This window comes from Vibrio anguillarum, from assembly GCF_001989995.2.
GTDB classification, from domain to species: domain Bacteria; phylum Pseudomonadota; class Gammaproteobacteria; order Enterobacterales; family Vibrionaceae; genus Vibrio; species Vibrio anguillarum.
This window is the reverse complement of the sequence record NZ_JAHGUP010000025.1, coordinates 128,802-145,577: the sequence shown is the minus strand read 5'-3', so window position 1 is coordinate 145,577 and position 16,776 is coordinate 128,802. Positions and strand designations below refer to the sequence as shown.

Genomic DNA, 16,776 nt, shown 5'->3' with positions numbered 1-16,776 from the left:
TTTTGATTTGTAAAAGAGTTGAGAATTGTTTTTAAAAGAAATACTTATAGGGATCAGTTATTCTATTGTAATTCCAAGTGCGCCAGTGTTTTGAAGTGCTTGAAGGTTTCGCATTGCGACAGACTTTTGCCTAATTTTTTATTAATCAGCACTTGGAAAAGATCATACAGCCCCATCGCCTCTTCATAGTCACATTTACTTAAGGCGAGGAAAAAGATCAGATAGGCTTTTTCACCATTGCCCCATTCAATTCCACGCGGTGCAGCGACGGTGTAAACCATCGAACGTTTAGCAAAGAGTTCAATTGAGTGAGGTAGAGCAATGTATTCGCCCATCATGGTTGAAACCAAACTCTCTCGCTCTTGCAGTGAAGCTCGGTATCCTTCCTCTACCAACTCAGTTGATTCAAGATGCGAGCAAACCTGCTCAAAGAGGAGTGATTGCTCAATGACGTCATCAAGGTAGAGAAATTGAGCCTTGGAAAAATACTTATCCAAAAGATAAGAGTGCGTGCGATCAACCAACACTTGTTTGCCCAGTTCTTCCAATTGATGTTGGGTAGGGAAGGGGTCAACCACAAAGCTCTGAATCTCTCTATTGGCTAAGGGCATGGTGGTAATAATGAGGTCCGCTTGCGTGGCATCAGCGGTGATCAACTGTTCAGGGGAATAAACTGTTTTCATATCCAATTGCGGATACTGGCGGCGGATGATCGCTTCTAGCCCAAGTGTTGCGGCATTACCGGCGTCGCAATACAGGAGCGCTTTTGGTGTACGGTGACCTAAATGATAATTACGTTCAAGCCCCACACCAATGTGAATTACAAGATAGCCTATTTCGTGCTGCGTCATGCAGTAACCCGTCTCTCTGATCCAGTCTGCGATGGCCGATAAGGTAATGCTGTAAGCGAGTGGGTAGTGCTGTTTGATATGTTCGGCCAATGGGTTAATTGTGGCGACATGATGTTTGACACGAATGATCATATGGCAGACGTGGTTGTGAAGATCGCGGCGTAATAGCGCATCGTCACGCACATCGTAAGGGTAATTTTGATAGATATAATCAAAGATGTGAGTGACTAGATCATCGGCTTCATGCTGTACACCCTGGCTAAGGAGTGCTTGATTCGTCGCAATTCTCGCTTGAATGTGAATCGCTAAGGCGGCAATTTCATGGTTATTGGCGGGTAGCAGCATCGGTAGCGCAGAAAATAACGCTTTGGCAATCGGTAGCGTCGTTTCATGAACATCGTTTTTAGAAAATTCGGTAAGCTCTTTGCCACACGCGAGCCTGTGCAGTGTGACGGCAGCATAAAGGGTTAACCAACGCAGCCCAATATCATTGATATAGAGTGCATGGTTGCTCAACACTTCACGAAAGCGCGCTGCAAAAATTTGCTGAGATTTATCAGGGAAGATCGTACTAATAAAGCCCAGAGCTTGTTTTGTCTCTTTTTGTTCGATGTAGATAAGCTGTGTTAAACGGGAGCGAATCGCCATTTCTGGGCCTTGGATCAGCATGCCCAAACGAGGTTTACTTTCAATCGATAAACCAAACGTGGCGAGTTGGCTGCGTACATCGGCCATATCATTTTGAATAACGGTGCGGCTTAGATTCCATGTCTCGGCCAATTCGTCAATTTTTACGCCTTGTTCTGCCGTTAATAGCAGTACTTGAATCTGGATGATGCGCTCTTTACTGGTCCTTGGAATCGTTTCTGCATTTTGCACCCTCGACAAAAAATGCTCGAAAGTTGATGGGTTGTAAATATTGAGTTGGTAACCGGAACCGCGCTGGTGGAGAAGATGCGCGCCATGGTTGACCATCACATTATTGAGCAGCGCGACATCGGTGCGTATGGTTCGTGTCGAAACATTAAGCCGTTGCGCAAGTTCGTCCTGAGTCAAAGGCGAGGCGGATACAGCATCCAACAAATGAATTAGGCGAGGGTGCGGTAGCTTGTACATCATCGATTCCCATTCCAGCATGAACAGCGCTATCTAAAAGGTAAAATGCACTAAAGGCAATAGATAGCCAACGCTTTGTTATGCCGGAGCACATGCTCCGGCGTCGGTGTTATGAATGTGCCAGTTGTTTTTGAGTCATGGCCAGCAGGGTTTTCACATTCTCGGGGCGAGTCTGTCCGGTTTTCTCATCGATGATTGAGCTATAAATGTGTGGAATGACTTTTTCGACCCCAGCATCGAGAGCGATGCGTAAGATCTCTTCAAAGTTGTCCAAATCAATACCACCCGTTGGCTCTAACCAAAAGTGGTGACGAGCACAGGCGTTGGCAACTTCTTGGTACTCAGCTTTGCATTTTAGCCCCTGCATTGGGAAGAATTTGACCGAGCTGCAGCCCATATCTTGCAACATGGCAATCGCCGTATCAATGGGAACAACCGCTTCTTCCATACCTGAATTTTTCGGGCCAGTTGAGATTTTAACCAAGCCAACAGTGCCTGATGGTGAAATCAAACCATTCACGATAGTGTGATGTTGACCTAGCGCTTGACGCGTAGCCCCCACACCAGTAAAGACTTGATTGACATGCTGAGGCTGTAGTATTCCGGCTAAAGCCGTCACCATATCCGATTGTTTGGGATCCCCTGCGCCAAGGCCAATCGATAAAGCATTCTCGATTTTTTCAGCGCACGCTTTCATATCAGCCGCAGCGCTTGCGGTATCTGGGTAATCTTTCGAGAGCATACCGACCAACACATGGCCTTGTGCGGCTTGATAAATATCAATTGCATTCTGATGAGAGCCCGCCAGCACATTGAGACATACACGGTCAGCGTAAAAATTAGGGCTTAAAGACATTCTAATGACTCCTGATTCAGTTGGTTCATGGCGCTAAGAATAAGTTCAAGTTGATGAGATGAAACACTGCGGACATCAAATTCCACCGAACCTTCATTGGATTTGTAAGCGCGGCAGTAAATCGCTGGGTTACCATTTTGGAGGCGTGTGACGGCTTCATTAGCGCTGATACCAAATTGTTTGGCATCAAAACTCACTTCTGCGCGTGCGATATCTCGGCCTGCACTGTCCCAAACCACGCGCGCGCTTATCCCTTTAATACGGTTTAACCCCTCGATAAATGGCGTCATTTTATCCACCATTTGTTGGCCAGTTTCTTGTTGGCGGCTTAAGTACAACTCAATGGCATGCGTTAGGCCTAAAATGCCTTCTTTACCGACTTTCATGGCACGGCCAATCCCTGCAGATTGCTGCTTAACCCATTCCACATATTGATGTTTCCCAATCACTAAACCGCTGGTTGGGCCTTCAATCGCTTTCGCACCACTGTAGATCACCAGATCAGCCCCTTGCTGATAATAGAGTTGTAGATCCTCTTCTGCTGCTGCATCAACAATCAACGGAAGCTGGTGGTCTTGAGCCACTTTGGCCGCTTGTGCCACGGTTAACATGCTTTTTTGCACGCAATGGTGCGATTTAATGTAGAGAATGGCGGCGGTATTGGGGGTGATTGCCGCGGCTAATTGTTCTGCGCTGCATTCATTAGCCCAACCGGCCTCAATCAGGTTACCGCCGCCAAGATTTACCATGCTGCCAACCGGGGCACCATAATTGACGTTATGCCCTTTGGGGATCACAATATCCGTTGCGATTGAGTGCGTTTTTGCATGCAGATGCTCAAGCAGATAAGGGTTACCACGCACAATGACTGCCGCGACACTCTGTGCAATTCCCGCTGAAGCGCATGAGACGACGACTGCATTTTCAACTTGCAGCAAACGAGCAATATATTGGCCAGTTTTGTTCACCAAATCGCTCATTTCAAAGTAGTTGTTCATCCCAAAACAGACAGTCTGTTCCACTTCGGGTTGCGGAGTAGAAACACCAAGAGCTGTCATACGGCCAGATGCGTTGATCACTTGTTTCAAGTGATATTTTTCAAGAATGGAAGACATAATGCTGTTGTCCTTGTTCAGTCAATACAAGCTTGCCGTCAATAATGGCAGCAAGAGGCGTAAATCTCTGTTGTCCAGTTCGATGCTGGTGATGAGTATCGGTGTAGTTAACCGACGCTTTATTGATGGTGTAGAGCGTTAAATCGGCATCATAGCCTGCAATTAAGTGCCCCTTTTTCGCTAAGCGAAGTGCTTGCGCTGCTTGACTCGTCACGCGCTCAATGATCTGCTCATGGGATAATCCGAGTGTAAAAAACATCGACATCAGGTGGGCAAGACCGTAAACCGGGCCATTGAGCCGGTTCTTACAGTAAATGTCAGAACTGATCGTATCGGGCAAAATCCCTTGTGCGATGGCCTGCTCAGCCACCTCAAAACTGAAACTGGCACTGCCGTGGCCGATATCAAGTTTCATGCCTCGAGCTCTGGCCTGTTGAACGCTGCTTTTTATTTCCCCATGACAATCAAGAATGCGGTTAGGCTTGCCATTAAAGCAGTGAGTGAGAATATCGCCTTTGCCCAGCAGAGCGACAATCTCATCCAAATCTGGCGGCGCATTACCGACGTGCACCATCAATGGAACGCAGCCGCATTGCTGTTGTAATGCTTTGGCTGCATGAAGTGGCATTAAGCCATTGTGGCCGACAACACTACCGCTCATGCGTGCTTTTAAGCCGACAATAAATTCGGGATGACGAAGCAGTGTTTGCTTTGCGCTATCCAGATCAATGTCGTTAGCATCGGCCAGTTCATTTTGGCGCAACAAGCCAATTTTCGAGATGTTAAGTAGTGCGCGCACATGGGTTGTGCATTGCGCTGCAAGCTGCGCAAAATCATCCACATCGTTTGTGCCTGTGCTGCCCGCATCAATGACAGTCGTCACGCCACCGGATACCCCAACGTTATCGGGGTGGTCGTTATAAATAGGCGAGTTCGGATAGCAGTGAGTGTGGCCGTCAATCCAACCAGCACTCACAAAAACGTCATGATCTAAATCGACGGTCTGTTTTGCCAATGAACCAGCAAGATCGCCCACCGCCGCTATTTTGTTGCCCTGAAGGGCGATATCGATACTACACCCACCCGCTTGTTGGGCATTTTTGATCAGGATGTTATACATAATTTGCATCTCACGCTCTTCGCTCATCGGCGCGAAGAGCGATTCTCAGTAGAATTTAAACCCCAGCTTGTTTTACAGTGCGATAGGAAAAAGAGCTCCTAACGCCATCGCTCCGAGAATTGCACCACCCGTAATCGGTTTACCCCACACATAGAAAATCAATGCGCCACCTAGAGAGCCGATCCCAATCGGGATAGAAGCGGCCATCGCAGATAAAATGATCAATGGTCCAAGAAAACGGCCGGAGCTATTGCCTGCACCCATCATCACATCTGCCCCGTAGGTTGAATCGCTTTGGTTGATGGTGAATTTACGTGCCAGTACAATTAAGCCACCAATCGCCAAACCAGCGAGCATGCCTGTGATTAACGAAGCGGTGAAATTTTCAAGAGGATAAACAATGCCAGCACCCAGTAATAAAGCTGGAATCCCTAAACCCACACCGGTTTGCACTGCGCCACCGATATCCAGAATGCCCACAAGCGAACCTTCAATGATGCGCGCAAACAAAAAGCTTGCACCAAAAGCGGCCACCGCACCGTACGCGCCTGTATCCATCCCTGCTCGCAGCATGGACACAAACGCCACTTCGTTAAAAGCACCGACACCGTATAAGTAGTACATGTGCGTTCCGGCAAAAACCCCGGCTGAAAGCAAGCCCACAAAGATCGGGAAAGACCAGTCGGCATACCAAAAGTTGTGTTTCATTTTTTCGTCCATGGTCAACTCCTTATTTGCCACTGATCATGAGATGGATATTTTCAAGCCACAAAGGAACTTGCATATGGAAAGCTTCGATAAATTTCATGTCGAACCCGCGGAAGAAAGCACTTAACGCAAACAGCGCAATAATCGCCGCCATCATGATCTGAGTTACTTTGTTCCAACCACTCTCTTCAACACCTTTACCAATCAAAATACCCAGCACCAAACCAGGAACGGCGTTGCCCATAATCATCTGAGCTAAACCACCAAAGATAGTGGCCCAAAAGCCCGATTTTTTACCCGCTTCAATTGCCGCTAGCCAGAAAATAACCGGCATGACGGTATTCACCAGTAAGTTTGCCGCAGGTACTAATACCTTTACCGCCGTGACTTGCAGCGCCGCAGGAACGGCCGCCGCCGTTGAGTTAAGAAACGCAACCACAATCGCACCGATAATGGCGCAAGCAATGCCCATTCGTTTTGGATCATGCAAGGTAGTGGCAAGGTCGCGGTTTTTTATCATCAGCGCCGCTGCGCCCCAGTTCGGGATGATGCGGTGGTCAACATCTTGAGTGAATGCCCCTGCCGCAACCGTTGAGGCCCAAGCATTAAAGAAGAATCCAAGCCCAAAAGAGAAGTGAGAGGCAGGGTCGCCTTCACACGAGTTCAACTCTCCCAGAGTACGAAATGCACCCATACCTTGGATAGTTGGAGCATGGAACATCCTTGCCGCGCCTACTCCAACGCCGATACCGACTAAGCCACCAATGATGATGGACTTAAAGAGAATGATAAGAAACATGTCAGGGATCCTTATAGTGACCTGTTAACGTTTGAAATCGACCTGTTCCACATCGATGTGGGTCAGGCTGACCGTAACCTCTAGCTTGACGCTGTACTGGCGTCGATCTCTTGCAAGAAAGAAGAAAAGGAATTTCTCTCGCGTTACTTTCTCTTCTGCTTGCAAAACGTTGACGTCTAACGGCTCAATCCGGAGGAGAACTTTTGCGTTATTCTTAAGCAACGTGGGTTGTACTTGGCTTAAAGCCGCAGCAAAAGCCTGCTGCTTTGTTTCGCCCTTGCCACTCACGGTTACCTTAGTGGTTAACTGCTCTTTCATGCTTTGACGCCATGCTTAGCCACAAACGCCTTCACCAGTTTTTCGCCCAGCTCTTCTTTATCCATAAAGCCGAAACCCAACACCACACAGCCTTCATTGATCGCGGTTATACCTTCCTCAACAGAGCGCATTCCATAACGGCATTGATAGCCATATTTTGTTTGCGCTGTGATAGCACCAGCGCCGCCGCTGCCGCAAAAAGAGATCCCTAAATCGGCTTGCTGCTGATGCATGACATCACCTAACTTCATGTCTGCGGCCATGCCGGGAATAACGGTCACTTCAGCGCCTGCCGCTTGAGCACCAGCTCCTACTTTTTGACCTTTGCCCATGCGATCACCAATAACGACTTTGATTACTGACATGTTGTTTCTCCTGCTGTTGGGTTTAATTCGTTTTCTTTAGCTACTTCAAAATGGACCGAAAGCAGATGCGCTTCTTCATAAGCGAGGTTCTCCATCCAACGACACACTTGCTCGGCCAAGGTGAAACAAATGGGAGAGATTTCATCAAACATCTCCATATCGAGCTCAGGCAACGATTCGCCACTAAACGAGCGCCAAACCATCGCTTTGATGTGTGTTTCGAGCATTTTTTTCTGTAGCGAATCGGGGTAGATAGCGTGTGAATTAAGCAAGGCAATGGCTCGTTCGGTGAGCGACAAACCAAGCTCTATAATCTGTGCATCATCCATGCTAATGGGTTGAGAGTTTTGCACCGTGGGATTCTCCAAATGTTTAGCTTGGAGAAGAAAATAGCGTAAAAGGGATCAAGGGTGGATAAGCCCTATTTCCACTTCCAAATGGAAATAAACCGTGGCCAGTAACATTCGCGCGGTTTTATGTGATGTGTGAAGAAGATTTATGGGAGTAAATGCGCTGAAAAGGTGATTTGAATCGCTATTTTAAGCGCAAATTCATCGTCTCTTTATTTGCTGCCTGTCACAAAATAACGGATGGTTATTTTGGTTTTATGTTTATTTTCCCAATCGAGCGTCAGGAAGCACGCAATATTAACGGAGGATAGCTTTGAGCCGAGCAAAAGTACGCATGCTGTCGGTTGCGAGCATAGGAGCGTAGTCAGCGTTTTGTGCCTCAAGCTGATAATGGTTTTTGGGGTATTGTTAATATGAATTACTATGAAGGGGGCTGTAACGGTACTTTAAAGTTGTTAAAGTGGCATCAATAGTTACATTGTAAGTCGAGAAATATGGATTTTAAGATTTTTAAATCATTGATTAAACAAGTGAAAATGGGTAAGCAGCTACCTGACGCAATCTATATTCATAAAGATGCGATGAATGCAATTCCTGACTCATTACAACATTTTATTCCTGCAGTAGCGCGAGCTGTAAATCTTCCCAGCGAACAATGGAACTTGATTAAACTGTTTAAAAATGAGTTCCGCTTATCACTGCTCAGTTATCCAGAGTTTTATAGCGATTCATACCCCGCTCTCGAGCAAAGCCTTAACGTCGATTTGAGTAAGCTCACTCACAAAGTGACCTGTTACCGTTCTTCAGATAACCCGCCGATCTTGCATCGAAAGGAAACGATGATACTACCAGATAGTGAATACTATGATCACTTTGTTGCGCTTACTCAAGAAGGAGAAAAGGCCGGTCTATATGACAATACTCGGACAATTGGTTTTAAACGATCTTGGTTAAACTTGATTGAGAAAAAAGGGTACCAGTTAGTTGAGGGTCGGTTATTGAAGGTAAATAGCGTTGCTATGAACGATGACTCTCAACGCGTTGGGATTGATCGTCATAAAACCGCAATTGTTCGCCATGAACTCTCCAGCCCTGTAAAGACTTTAGCGAAACAAGGTTATTTAGACGGGCGATTTTCCATTTTTGATTATGGATGTGGGCGAGGTGATGATTTAAGGGAGTTAGAAGCTCACGGTCTTGATGTTTTAGGTTGGGATCCTGTATTTTTTCCTGACACAGAGAAAGTCAAGTCAGATATTGTGAACTTGGGGTTTGTGTTGAATGTCATTGAGGATCAAGATGAGCGACTTGAAGCGTTATTGAATGCTTGGGATTTGACGGAAAAAATGTTAGTTGTGTCTATCATGCTAGCAAATGAGTCGTACGTTGCTCAGTTCCCACCGTTTAAAGATGGAGTGATAACGTCTCGTAACACATTTCAAAAGTATTATGTCCAAACAGAGATCAAAGGATATTTAGAATGTTCTCTACAAGAAGATATTATTACTGTTGCTCCAGGTGTTTTTTACATATTTAAAGACAAACTTGAAGAGCAACGCTACCTACAAAGTAAGTATCAAAGACATCATACCTGGCAACAACTTACCTCACCTCAGCTTGTCGAGAGTAAAGATAGGGCCAAACTTGTCATAACCCAAAACAGCAAGCTGTTTGATGACTTTTGGAATGCTTGCCTCGAGCTTGGCCGTATACCTGCAAATGATGAGTTTGAGCGTTCTGAAGAAGTAAGAAGTTTAATTGGCCCTCACAAAAAAGTATTTGGATTACTTCAGGAAATGTTTGATACTCGTGAGTTTTCTAATGCAGAGAAATCCCGAAAAGAGGACTTACTTGTCTATTTTTCTATGGGGCTATTTGACAAACGAAAACCCTACACACAACAACCTGAAAGCCTAAAACGCGATATTAAAGCCTTGTTCGATGATTATCGTACGGCAATTAATCTCGCAACAGAGCTGCTTTTTGCGATCGCAGATACCGAGCTAATGAGAGATCAGTGTTTAAAAGCCCATAATCAATTACCTGCGAGCATCCTCAACGAAGGGCATTCTCTGATTTTCCATAAAAGCTACATAGAAAAGTTACCGCTTCTTTTACGTGTTTATGTTGGTGCTGCATTGCAGATGTATGGTGAACTCGATGACGCCATTGACTTGGTAAAAATACATATCAACTCCGGTAAGCTTACCTTGACCCATTATGATGATTTCGAAAAATCAGTCCCGTATTTAGTCGAAAGAACCAAGATAAAGATGGCAGATCAAGATATCGATTTTTTTGACTATGTTGATGAATCACGTCGCCCACCATTACTCAATAAACACTTGTTGCTTGATAAGCAGAGTGAACAGTATGAAAAGCAAAAGAGCTTTGATATGAGACTATCAAAGCTCTTAGGGGCAACGGCAACCAATGAAGTCATTTTGCACCGGCAAATGTACGAGGAACGCTTGCTTCAAGCAGGAAAAACCGTCTCCGGCTTTCGCCTCAACTCTCGCTAAGCTTGTATGGAGGAAGGCTGATGCGGTAAGTCCGTCGGGCGATTTCTTCGGACATCCCAATCGCTGTTAGTACATGTGAAGCCACATTTGATAGTGCATTACACGCGGAACCTTGAGAAATCAGCCAAGGGTAAGCGCTCGCAAAGCGCTTTACTTCTTCATCAGTGTGGAATGTAACACTCCATGTCGACGGTACTACGTACTCACCGCCGTTCCTTATAAAATCAAACTGCGACATGACTTCGAGAAATTGCTTTTCTATAGGGGCCGATTTTATTGGATACGATTCTACCGCTGCCGCTAGCCCTACGATCAATGGGGTCGGGGAGGTACCGCCTCGCAACCCTGCTTCTTGGCCACCACCGTGTATAAGTGGGACTAGTTTCGAGTCTCTAGCGTCACGTACGTAAAGCGCACCAATGCCTTTCGGGCCGTAGATTTTGTGGCCTGATAACGAGAGCATGTCTATATCCATATCGTCCACATCGATATCACACTTGCAAAAACTCTGGGCAGCGTCAGTGTGAAATGGGATATTGTGTTCAAAAGCTATCGCACCAAACTCTTTTATAGGTTGAATGGTTCCAAGTTCATTATTGACATGATGGATAGAAATCAGAATGGTATTGCTCTTTAACTCTGCTGAGAGAGAAGCCGGTGAGATGCGACCATTCTGATCTGGTGATAAGTAAGTCACGTCAAAGCCGATCGTCTCGAGAAAAGCGCAGGTATTGAGAATACACTTGTGCTCTATCTCTGAAGTAATGATATGGCCTTTGTCATCAAGATGTTTGAAAGCTACACCTTTTAGAGCGAGGTTATTCGCTTCACTTGCCCCACTCGTAAAAATAATTTCACTGGGAAGTGCGCTAATCTTCTCTGCTATGATTTCTCTTGCTTGTTGGATAGCTTGATAACTTTTTCGGCCTGCTTGGTGTGCAGACGAGGGGTTTGCGAAGTTATCTTCCTCCCAAGGCTCCATCGCTTCTTGAGCGTATTGAGAGACTGGTGTTGATGCGGCATAGTCATAGTAGTTTTTCATTAGGTAACACTGAGTTTGAGGGCTGAGATTAAAAATAATATGATCATTTTTATCGTATACCTATTATGTTTTATCTTAAAGGTTATTCTCAATGAATTTGGTTTAACCTTATGAATTATATTGGATAATTATTTGTGACACTCTCTGATAAATGTAGTGGTTAGATAACGTTATAGTTTCAATCACACAATAAAATCGATCATATAGTGTCATTATTTGGATGGAAATTTTGTGAGCACTGTTTAAAAAAACAGTGTTATGTCACTTTTCGGTAAATGTGCCTAGACCTGAAGATATTAATGTGTAAGATCATCGTTTGGATAAAATCTCCAATTCAGCAAGGTAAGCACATTGAGTATCGAATCAACGTCCCTGAAATTTTCCGGACATCAGACCTTTCCTATCCGTTATGGGTGGATTTATAAGATTATTCAAGAGGTTGTGGGTGGCGAGTCCCTTTCAAGTCAATTGAATGTTGAGAAACAAATGCAATCTATGGGGATGGGGAAGAACATGGTGCTTTCAGTCCGTTACTGGATTAGAGCGCTTAACTTGGTGACTTGTGTTGATCATAAAGAACAGACTTATCAACTGACTCCTTTGGCTGAACAACTTTTTACCGTCACAAAAAGGAGTCCTGCTTACGATGAATATCTCGACAAAATTGGCACTACATGGTTATTGCACTGGTTATTACAATCAATGTCTTCAATCGGTGGTGAACTTAACGCAGCAAGGTTTTTCTTTAATTATTTCAATGGAATAAAGGTAAGGAAAGAAACGCTTGTTACAGAAATCAATGATGCTCTCGTTAACCACGAAAAGGAGTTAACAGAAGTTACTCTGAACAAAGATATTGACTGTTTTTTACATATGTATGCTCAGAAGTCACTACAATCAAGCAAGATAAACGAAGATAGCTTTGCTTCGCCTTTCACTGAACTGGGTTTGCTAAAGCAAGAAGACTCAAAAAACTATCTTGCTGAATTAGCTAAAAGACCTTCGCTTCCCATTGAAATATTTACGTATGCTCTCATCGACTTTATGCAAAGAAGACAAAGAGAAAGTAATGCTAACAGCTTGTCTTTTGATGCATTACTTAATGACGTTGGCTCTCCTGGTCGAGTGTTTCGATTATCTTCTGCTGGTTTAAGCGACAAACTCGATCAAGTCGAAATACTCACAGAGAGAAAGATTGCATGGACTGACACTCAGGGACTAAGACAAGTTCAACATTCTTTTGACGATATAAACGATGTTAAACCAGAACAGTATCTAAAGCACTATTACTATCCAGAGGACAAATAAGTCGTGACTTTAAGCAATAAATATTCAATAGCCACACGTCATCAACGTTCTACTCGAATTGATAGTGACTTAAGTACGGACTTCTTCTCTGGGTTGGTTTATCACGGCACTGCGCAATCTGCGTTAGACACTCTCTTTCGACAGTATGGTCAAACTGGTCAAAGAGTCTTTACTTTAACCGGCGCTTACGGTTCAGGAAAGTCCACTGTCGCGCTCTTAATGGCAGGATTACTTCACCCTGAGTCAACTATTCATAAGACTGCTATCCAATCAATCAATGAGCAGACTAAAGCCCTATTTGTAGAAAACACTTTCTACAAAAAAGGGTGGTTACAAATTCGTTCCGTGGGGGGAGTTAGTGGTCCAGTAGAAACCTTCTGGAAAGCAACATTAAGTGCACTCGAAGAACATCCTAATACTTGTAACACTAAGTCGCTAAAAAAGTATTACAAAGCACCGGTTAAAACAGAAAGTCAGCTTATAAGCTCATGGAAATCTCTTTTCGAAGAAGTTTCTCCACTTATCGATGGTGTTCTTGTCATTGCCGATGAAATGGGGAAAAGTCTCGAATATATTAATCGTAGTGGTGGTGATCTACACCTCTTTCAAGATATTGCGGAAGAGCTTTCTCGTTCTCAAACTCCTGTCATCTTTTTGGGTTTATTGCATCAAGCGTTCAGTGAATATGCAAAAGAACGTGGTACTAAGCTGCAAGATGAATGGGCTAAAATTCAAGGCCGCTACAGTGATATTCTGTATAACGTATCAACCGATGAGACGGTTGCACTCATTAGCAATTCGATCAAAACAACTCAACAGAAAGTTAGTGACGATCCACTTGTAAGCCGAGTCCTCAAAGCGTTAGTCGATAAAAAAGAGCGAAAGGAACTATTAAAGTCCCGTTTGGATCAGTGTGTTCCGTTACATCCATTAACGGCATTGTTACTTGGTCCGATAGCAAAGCGACGTTTTAGTCAAAATGAACGCAGTACATTTAGTTTTCTAAACTCCTATGAGCAGTTTAGTTTTCAGCTGTTCTTACAACAGACGAGTGATGCGGATGCACGTTATGGTCTGAGCGATCTTTGGGACTATCTCGAAGCGAATATGTCACATGCCATTCTAAGCTCTCCTGACGGCCATGGCTGGGCTACTGCGGCAGAAGCGATAAGAAAAGCATCAATACAAGATTTTCCTCCTCAAACAGTTCAGTTATTAAAAGCTATTTCGTTAATTACCTTGTTTGGAAAAGCGGCTAACTTGACTGCAACTGAGAGCGTTCTGCTAACAGCGACAAGTATAAATGAACCTAAGCAATTGAAAGAGAGCTTACAGCAACTTCAAAATGTTTCTTGCATTGTATACAGAAAGCATTTGTCGTCTTGGGTTGTCTTCGAGGGATCAGATCTAGATATTGCGAGCTTAGTTGAAGAGAAAGTCGAGCAGATCAATAACAGTAATGAGGCTATTGAGCGTATCGGCTTCAGTTCTCAAGTTATAGCAAAAGGCCACTACCATGAATTTGGTACACTTCGTTGGGCGACTCAAACAGTGGCGGTTCAACTTAACCAGGTTGATATTGGTAGTTTGAAAAAATCTCGTAACGGCGAATTTGCTAATTTCTTATTGCTTTTAAAAGAAGAACAAGAAGATAAACTACGTGAGTTAACACTCAATGATCAATCTCTGGTAATTGCTTGCGCTAGAAATGCTAATGAAATCATTTCATTGGCAAACGAAAAGTACGCACTAGAATTAATTAAAAGCGATAAAACCACTGGGGCCGGTCTTGCTCACGATAAAGTTGCACGAGAAGAATATAAAGCAAGATTATTCAACGCACAGTCAGCACTAGAAACCGCTCTCGCAACTGCATTTAATAGTGCGCGTTGGGTTTATAAAGGTCAAGTGTATGAAAAGGAAACAATGAGTGAAATCGCTACATTTGCAGCGGATAGCATTTTCAATCAAACCCCTAAAATTCTAAATGAGCTAGTTAACCGAAATAAATTATCAGGCACAGCTGTCTCTGCTCTCAAAAAACTCCTTGAGGCAATGTTGGAAGCTGAAGATTCTGATGAGTTAGGTATTGAAGGCTTCCCTCCGGAGAAGTCTATGTATATTAGTTGCCTTAAAAATACCGCAATTCACTCCGCAGAAGGTGAAAATGGACAACATTGGTTTAGAAATAATCTAGATAACAAATTCAATGCCGTATTCGCTGCCGCTGAAAAATTCTTAAAAGCACGCAAAGGAAATGAAGTTAAACTATCGGAAATCGGCCAACTTTGGGCTAGCGAACCGTATGGATTAACTAAAGGCGTTATACCTATTTTCCTTCTTGCATTTCTTAAATCTATGAGTGAACAGATTGCTTATTATGAAAAAGACATGTCTGGTGAGTTTGCTTTTATTGCGGAGCCTGATCGTGATTATGTTCATAAACTCATCAAAAACCCAGGTGATCTTGCGGTTAAATATATTGTTCTTGCTAAAGAAGAGCAAGAGTGGTTGCAGCATCTAGCGATATTCGCCGCTGTACAATCTAACCGTGATGTATCCAATAATATTCTATCGGTTGCAACTCCACTTGTTACAGTTATGCACAATTTGCCTCAATGGGTAAAAAATGCTCATCAAATCGTGCTGGACAACAATACAATGAATAAAACTTGCTTAAGAGTAAGAGATCTCTTTTTGCAAGCGAACGATCCACACACTTTGCTGATTAAAGATTTGAAGAAAGAATTACTGGCTTATGGCGCAAAAGACTATACAAGCCAGATTGATTTGTTAGAGGGTTGTTTTAAGGCATTGCAAGGAAAGCATGAACAGATGCTTTCTGCCATCAAAGTAAAGGTCAAAAGTATTTTCCCTGAATCAGGTGAAGAGCTTGCTCAAATGTGCCAGTTCGTAGAAGAGCATTCTGGTGACTTACGTTTAAAAGCGTTCGCACGTGAACTTGCTAAAAGTGATACCGGTTTGCTGCAATGGTTAGAGAGCATAATCCAAATTGTTACTGGGCGAGGTAAACAAAATTGGAACGAAGGTATTCTACAAACCGCGTCAAATAAAATAAGTGACTATGCACAGGATTTCTTGAGTGTCGTGAAATCACAGCATAGTAGTAACCTTTCAACCACCATGGGCAAAACAAAATTAGTGTCACTGGTTCTTGAAGGCGATGACGGCAAATTAAACTCGTTTAAGAAAGAGATACGTGCAATTGATGCGGCACAATTGCAGCCAACGATTAATGCAATTGAATCTCAGCTCTCAGGGCTTGATGATTTCCATAAAATTAATGTCTTACAACAATTATTAAGAAAGTCTCTGGAAGTGCAGGATTAAAATGACAGGTGTTACTTATGAGTGAACAACGCAAAGTCAAACATGTCCTTGGCCTCTCTGGAGGCAAGGATAGTGCGGCGCTCGCCGTGTATATGGCTAGGAACTATCCTGAACTCGATATCGAGTACTTTTTCACGGATACGGGTAAGGAGTTACCCGAAGTTTATGAGTATCTAGAACAATTAGAAATTGTTCTCGGTAAACCTATTTTGCACATCAATGACAAAAAAGGGTTCGATTATTGGCTAGAGCAACATAATAACTACCTACCTGCAGGACAGCAGCGTTGGTGTACAATTCGAATGAAGCTGGAACCATTTGAGAAATGGATCAGACCGTTTCTTGATGACGGCTATGAAGTTATTTCCTATGTTGGTATCCGAGCGGATGAACCTTGGCGTGATGGGTATCGGCCAAGTGAAAACCAAAAGTACCTCACGATCAAAATGCCCTTTGCCGAAGATGGTATTAAAAAGCAGAGTGTTTTAGATATTCTTGATAGCGCAGGACTTGGGTTACCTAAATATTATCAATGGCGATCTCGTTCAGGATGTACGTTTTGCTTTTTCCAGCGAAAAATCGAGTGGGTACGTCTTCGTGAAGAGCACCCTGAAGCGTTCGAAGAAGCTAAGTCGTATGAGAAACGTGCCGAGACCAGTGCTAACGGTGAAACTTTTTTCTGGATGGGCCCTAATGAGCCATTAGAAACATTGGAGGATCCTGAACGTATTAAGCAGATTAAGGAAAATCACGAAAAGGTAAAAGCGCGTTTTGAGAAGAAGAAACAACGAGAGCGTAAACGCCGCCTAGGTATGCATGCCATGGTTGATGAAAGCATGCTTATTGATACCTTAGATATGGATGCCATGTACGACCTTGAAGAAGGTGGTGGGGCTTGTATTACTTGCTACAAATAGTGCAATTTCTATGAATCCAAATAAAAATCTCTTTGTCA

General features: G+C 43.7%; 14 protein-coding genes. 4 read left to right on the top strand and 10 right to left on the bottom strand.

Annotated elements, in window-relative coordinates; all coding sequences use genetic code 11:
- Positions 1-62: 62 nt before the first annotated feature.
- The 9 genes from PL85_RS06765 to PL85_RS06725 all read right to left on the bottom strand — a co-directional run bounded on the left by PL85_RS06765 (position 63) and on the right by PL85_RS06725 (position 7,601).
- Positions 63-1,988, bottom strand: a complete 1,926-nt coding sequence (locus PL85_RS06765; RefSeq protein ID WP_234826556.1) for a BglG family transcription antiterminator — start codon at positions 1,986-1,988, stop codon at positions 63-65.
- 88 nt (positions 1,989-2,076) lie between these two features.
- The gene (gene dagF, locus PL85_RS06760) at positions 2,077-2,823 is read right to left on the bottom strand and encodes a 2-dehydro-3-deoxy-phosphogluconate aldolase (RefSeq protein ID WP_115339572.1); all 747 of its coding nucleotides are present in this window, start codon (positions 2,821-2,823) and stop codon (positions 2,077-2,079) included.
- Entirely contained in the window at positions 2,814-3,938 is a 1,125-nt protein-coding gene (locus tag PL85_RS06755; RefSeq protein WP_115339573.1) for a DgaE family pyridoxal phosphate-dependent ammonia lyase, read from the bottom strand. The genes dagF and PL85_RS06755 overlap by 10 nt, the downstream gene beginning before the upstream one ends.
- A complete protein-coding gene (locus PL85_RS06750; protein WP_115339574.1) occupies positions 3,922-5,085 on the bottom strand; it encodes an amidohydrolase/deacetylase family metallohydrolase in 1,164 nt (387 codons plus the stop codon). Before PL85_RS06750 ends, PL85_RS06755 begins: the two co-directional genes overlap by 17 nt.
- Before the next feature lie 45 nt (positions 5,086-5,130).
- Positions 5,131-5,778 carry a DUF4310 family protein gene (locus PL85_RS06745; RefSeq protein ID WP_017045613.1) on the bottom strand — a complete coding sequence of 216 codons (648 nt, stop codon included), beginning with the start codon at positions 5,776-5,778 and terminating at the stop codon, positions 5,131-5,133.
- A 10-nt stretch (positions 5,779-5,788) separates the two neighbouring features.
- Positions 5,789-6,565, bottom strand: coding sequence for a DUF4311 domain-containing protein (locus PL85_RS06740; protein WP_017045612.1), 777 nt, complete (start codon positions 6,563-6,565; stop codon positions 5,789-5,791).
- A gap of 24 nt (positions 6,566-6,589) precedes the next feature.
- Positions 6,590-6,883 (bottom strand): DUF4312 family protein, encoded by a 294-nt coding sequence (locus PL85_RS06735; protein WP_017047947.1) that lies wholly within the window; start codon positions 6,881-6,883, stop codon positions 6,590-6,592.
- On the bottom strand, positions 6,880-7,248 hold the full coding sequence (locus PL85_RS06730) for an SFCGS family glycine-rich protein (RefSeq protein ID WP_017042958.1): 369 nt from the start codon (positions 7,246-7,248) through the stop codon (positions 6,880-6,882). Before PL85_RS06730 ends, PL85_RS06735 begins: the two co-directional genes overlap by 4 nt.
- The gene (locus PL85_RS06725; RefSeq protein ID WP_228209387.1) at positions 7,239-7,601 is read right to left on the bottom strand and encodes a transcriptional regulator; all 363 of its coding nucleotides are present in this window, start codon (positions 7,599-7,601) and stop codon (positions 7,239-7,241) included. Before PL85_RS06725 ends, PL85_RS06730 begins: the two co-directional genes overlap by 10 nt.
- 491 nt (positions 7,602-8,092) lie before the next feature.
- Here PL85_RS06725 and PL85_RS06720 point away from each other — a divergent pair, with 491 nt between their 5' ends.
- On the top strand, positions 8,093-10,120 hold the full coding sequence (locus PL85_RS06720; RefSeq protein ID WP_115339575.1) for a DNA phosphorothioation-associated putative methyltransferase: 2,028 nt from the start codon (positions 8,093-8,095) through the stop codon (positions 10,118-10,120).
- On the opposite strand, the gene PL85_RS06715 is transcribed toward PL85_RS06720, so the two are convergent.
- Positions 10,107-11,162: a cysteine desulfurase family protein gene (locus PL85_RS06715; RefSeq protein ID WP_094128305.1), complete on the bottom strand. Its 1,056-nt coding sequence runs from the start codon at positions 11,160-11,162 to the stop codon at positions 10,107-10,109. The two genes, PL85_RS06720 and PL85_RS06715, sit on opposite strands and share 14 nt — an antisense overlap.
- A gap of 351 nt (positions 11,163-11,513) precedes the next feature.
- Here PL85_RS06715 and PL85_RS06710 point away from each other — a divergent pair, with 351 nt between their 5' ends.
- Genes PL85_RS06710 through PL85_RS06700 form a run of 3 tightly spaced genes read left to right on the top strand, consistent with a single transcriptional unit; the run spans position 11,514 to position 16,738 of the window.
- Complete coding sequence (locus PL85_RS06710) at positions 11,514-12,470, top strand: DUF4007 family protein (protein ID WP_115339576.1); 957 nt, start codon at positions 11,514-11,516, stop codon at positions 12,468-12,470.
- 3 nt (positions 12,471-12,473) lie between these two features.
- Positions 12,474-15,821: a P-loop NTPase family protein gene (locus PL85_RS06705; RefSeq protein WP_115339577.1), complete on the top strand. Its 3,348-nt coding sequence runs from the start codon at positions 12,474-12,476 to the stop codon at positions 15,819-15,821.
- A gap of 17 nt (positions 15,822-15,838) precedes the next feature.
- A complete protein-coding gene (locus tag PL85_RS06700; RefSeq protein WP_094128296.1) occupies positions 15,839-16,738 on the top strand; it encodes a phosphoadenosine phosphosulfate reductase domain-containing protein in 900 nt (299 codons plus the stop codon).
- The last annotated feature ends 38 nt before the right edge of the window (positions 16,739-16,776 follow it).

Excerpts from the sequence above, each read along its gene's own strand:
- PL85_RS06765 (WP_234826556.1), bottom strand. The coding sequence starts at position 1,988 with ATGCTGGAATGGGAATCGATGATGTACAAGCTACCGCACCCTCGCCTA.
- dagF (WP_115339572.1), bottom strand. The coding sequence starts at position 2,823 with ATGTCTTTAAGCCCTAATTTTTACGCTGACCGTGTATGTCTCAATGTG.
- PL85_RS06755 (WP_115339573.1), bottom strand. The coding sequence starts at position 3,938 with ATGTCTTCCATTCTTGAAAAATATCACTTGAAACAAGTGATCAACGCA.
- PL85_RS06750 (WP_115339574.1), bottom strand. The coding sequence starts at position 5,085 with ATGAGCGAAGAGCGTGAGATGCAAATTATGTATAACATCCTGATCAAA.
- PL85_RS06745 (WP_017045613.1), bottom strand. The coding sequence starts at position 5,778 with ATGGACGAAAAAATGAAACACAACTTTTGGTATGCCGACTGGTCTTTC.
- PL85_RS06740 (WP_017045612.1), bottom strand. The coding sequence starts at position 6,565 with ATGTTTCTTATCATTCTCTTTAAGTCCATCATCATTGGTGGCTTAGTC.
- PL85_RS06735 (WP_017047947.1), bottom strand. The coding sequence starts at position 6,883 with ATGAAAGAGCAGTTAACCACTAAGGTAACCGTGAGTGGCAAGGGCGAA.
- PL85_RS06730 (WP_017042958.1), bottom strand. The coding sequence starts at position 7,248 with ATGTCAGTAATCAAAGTCGTTATTGGTGATCGCATGGGCAAAGGTCAA.
- PL85_RS06720 (WP_115339575.1), top strand. The coding sequence starts at position 8,093 with ATGGATTTTAAGATTTTTAAATCATTGATTAAACAAGTGAAAATGGGT.
- PL85_RS06715 (WP_094128305.1), bottom strand. The coding sequence starts at position 11,162 with ATGAAAAACTACTATGACTATGCCGCATCAACACCAGTCTCTCAATAC.
- PL85_RS06700 (WP_094128296.1), top strand. The coding sequence starts at position 15,839 with ATGAGTGAACAACGCAAAGTCAAACATGTCCTTGGCCTCTCTGGAGGC.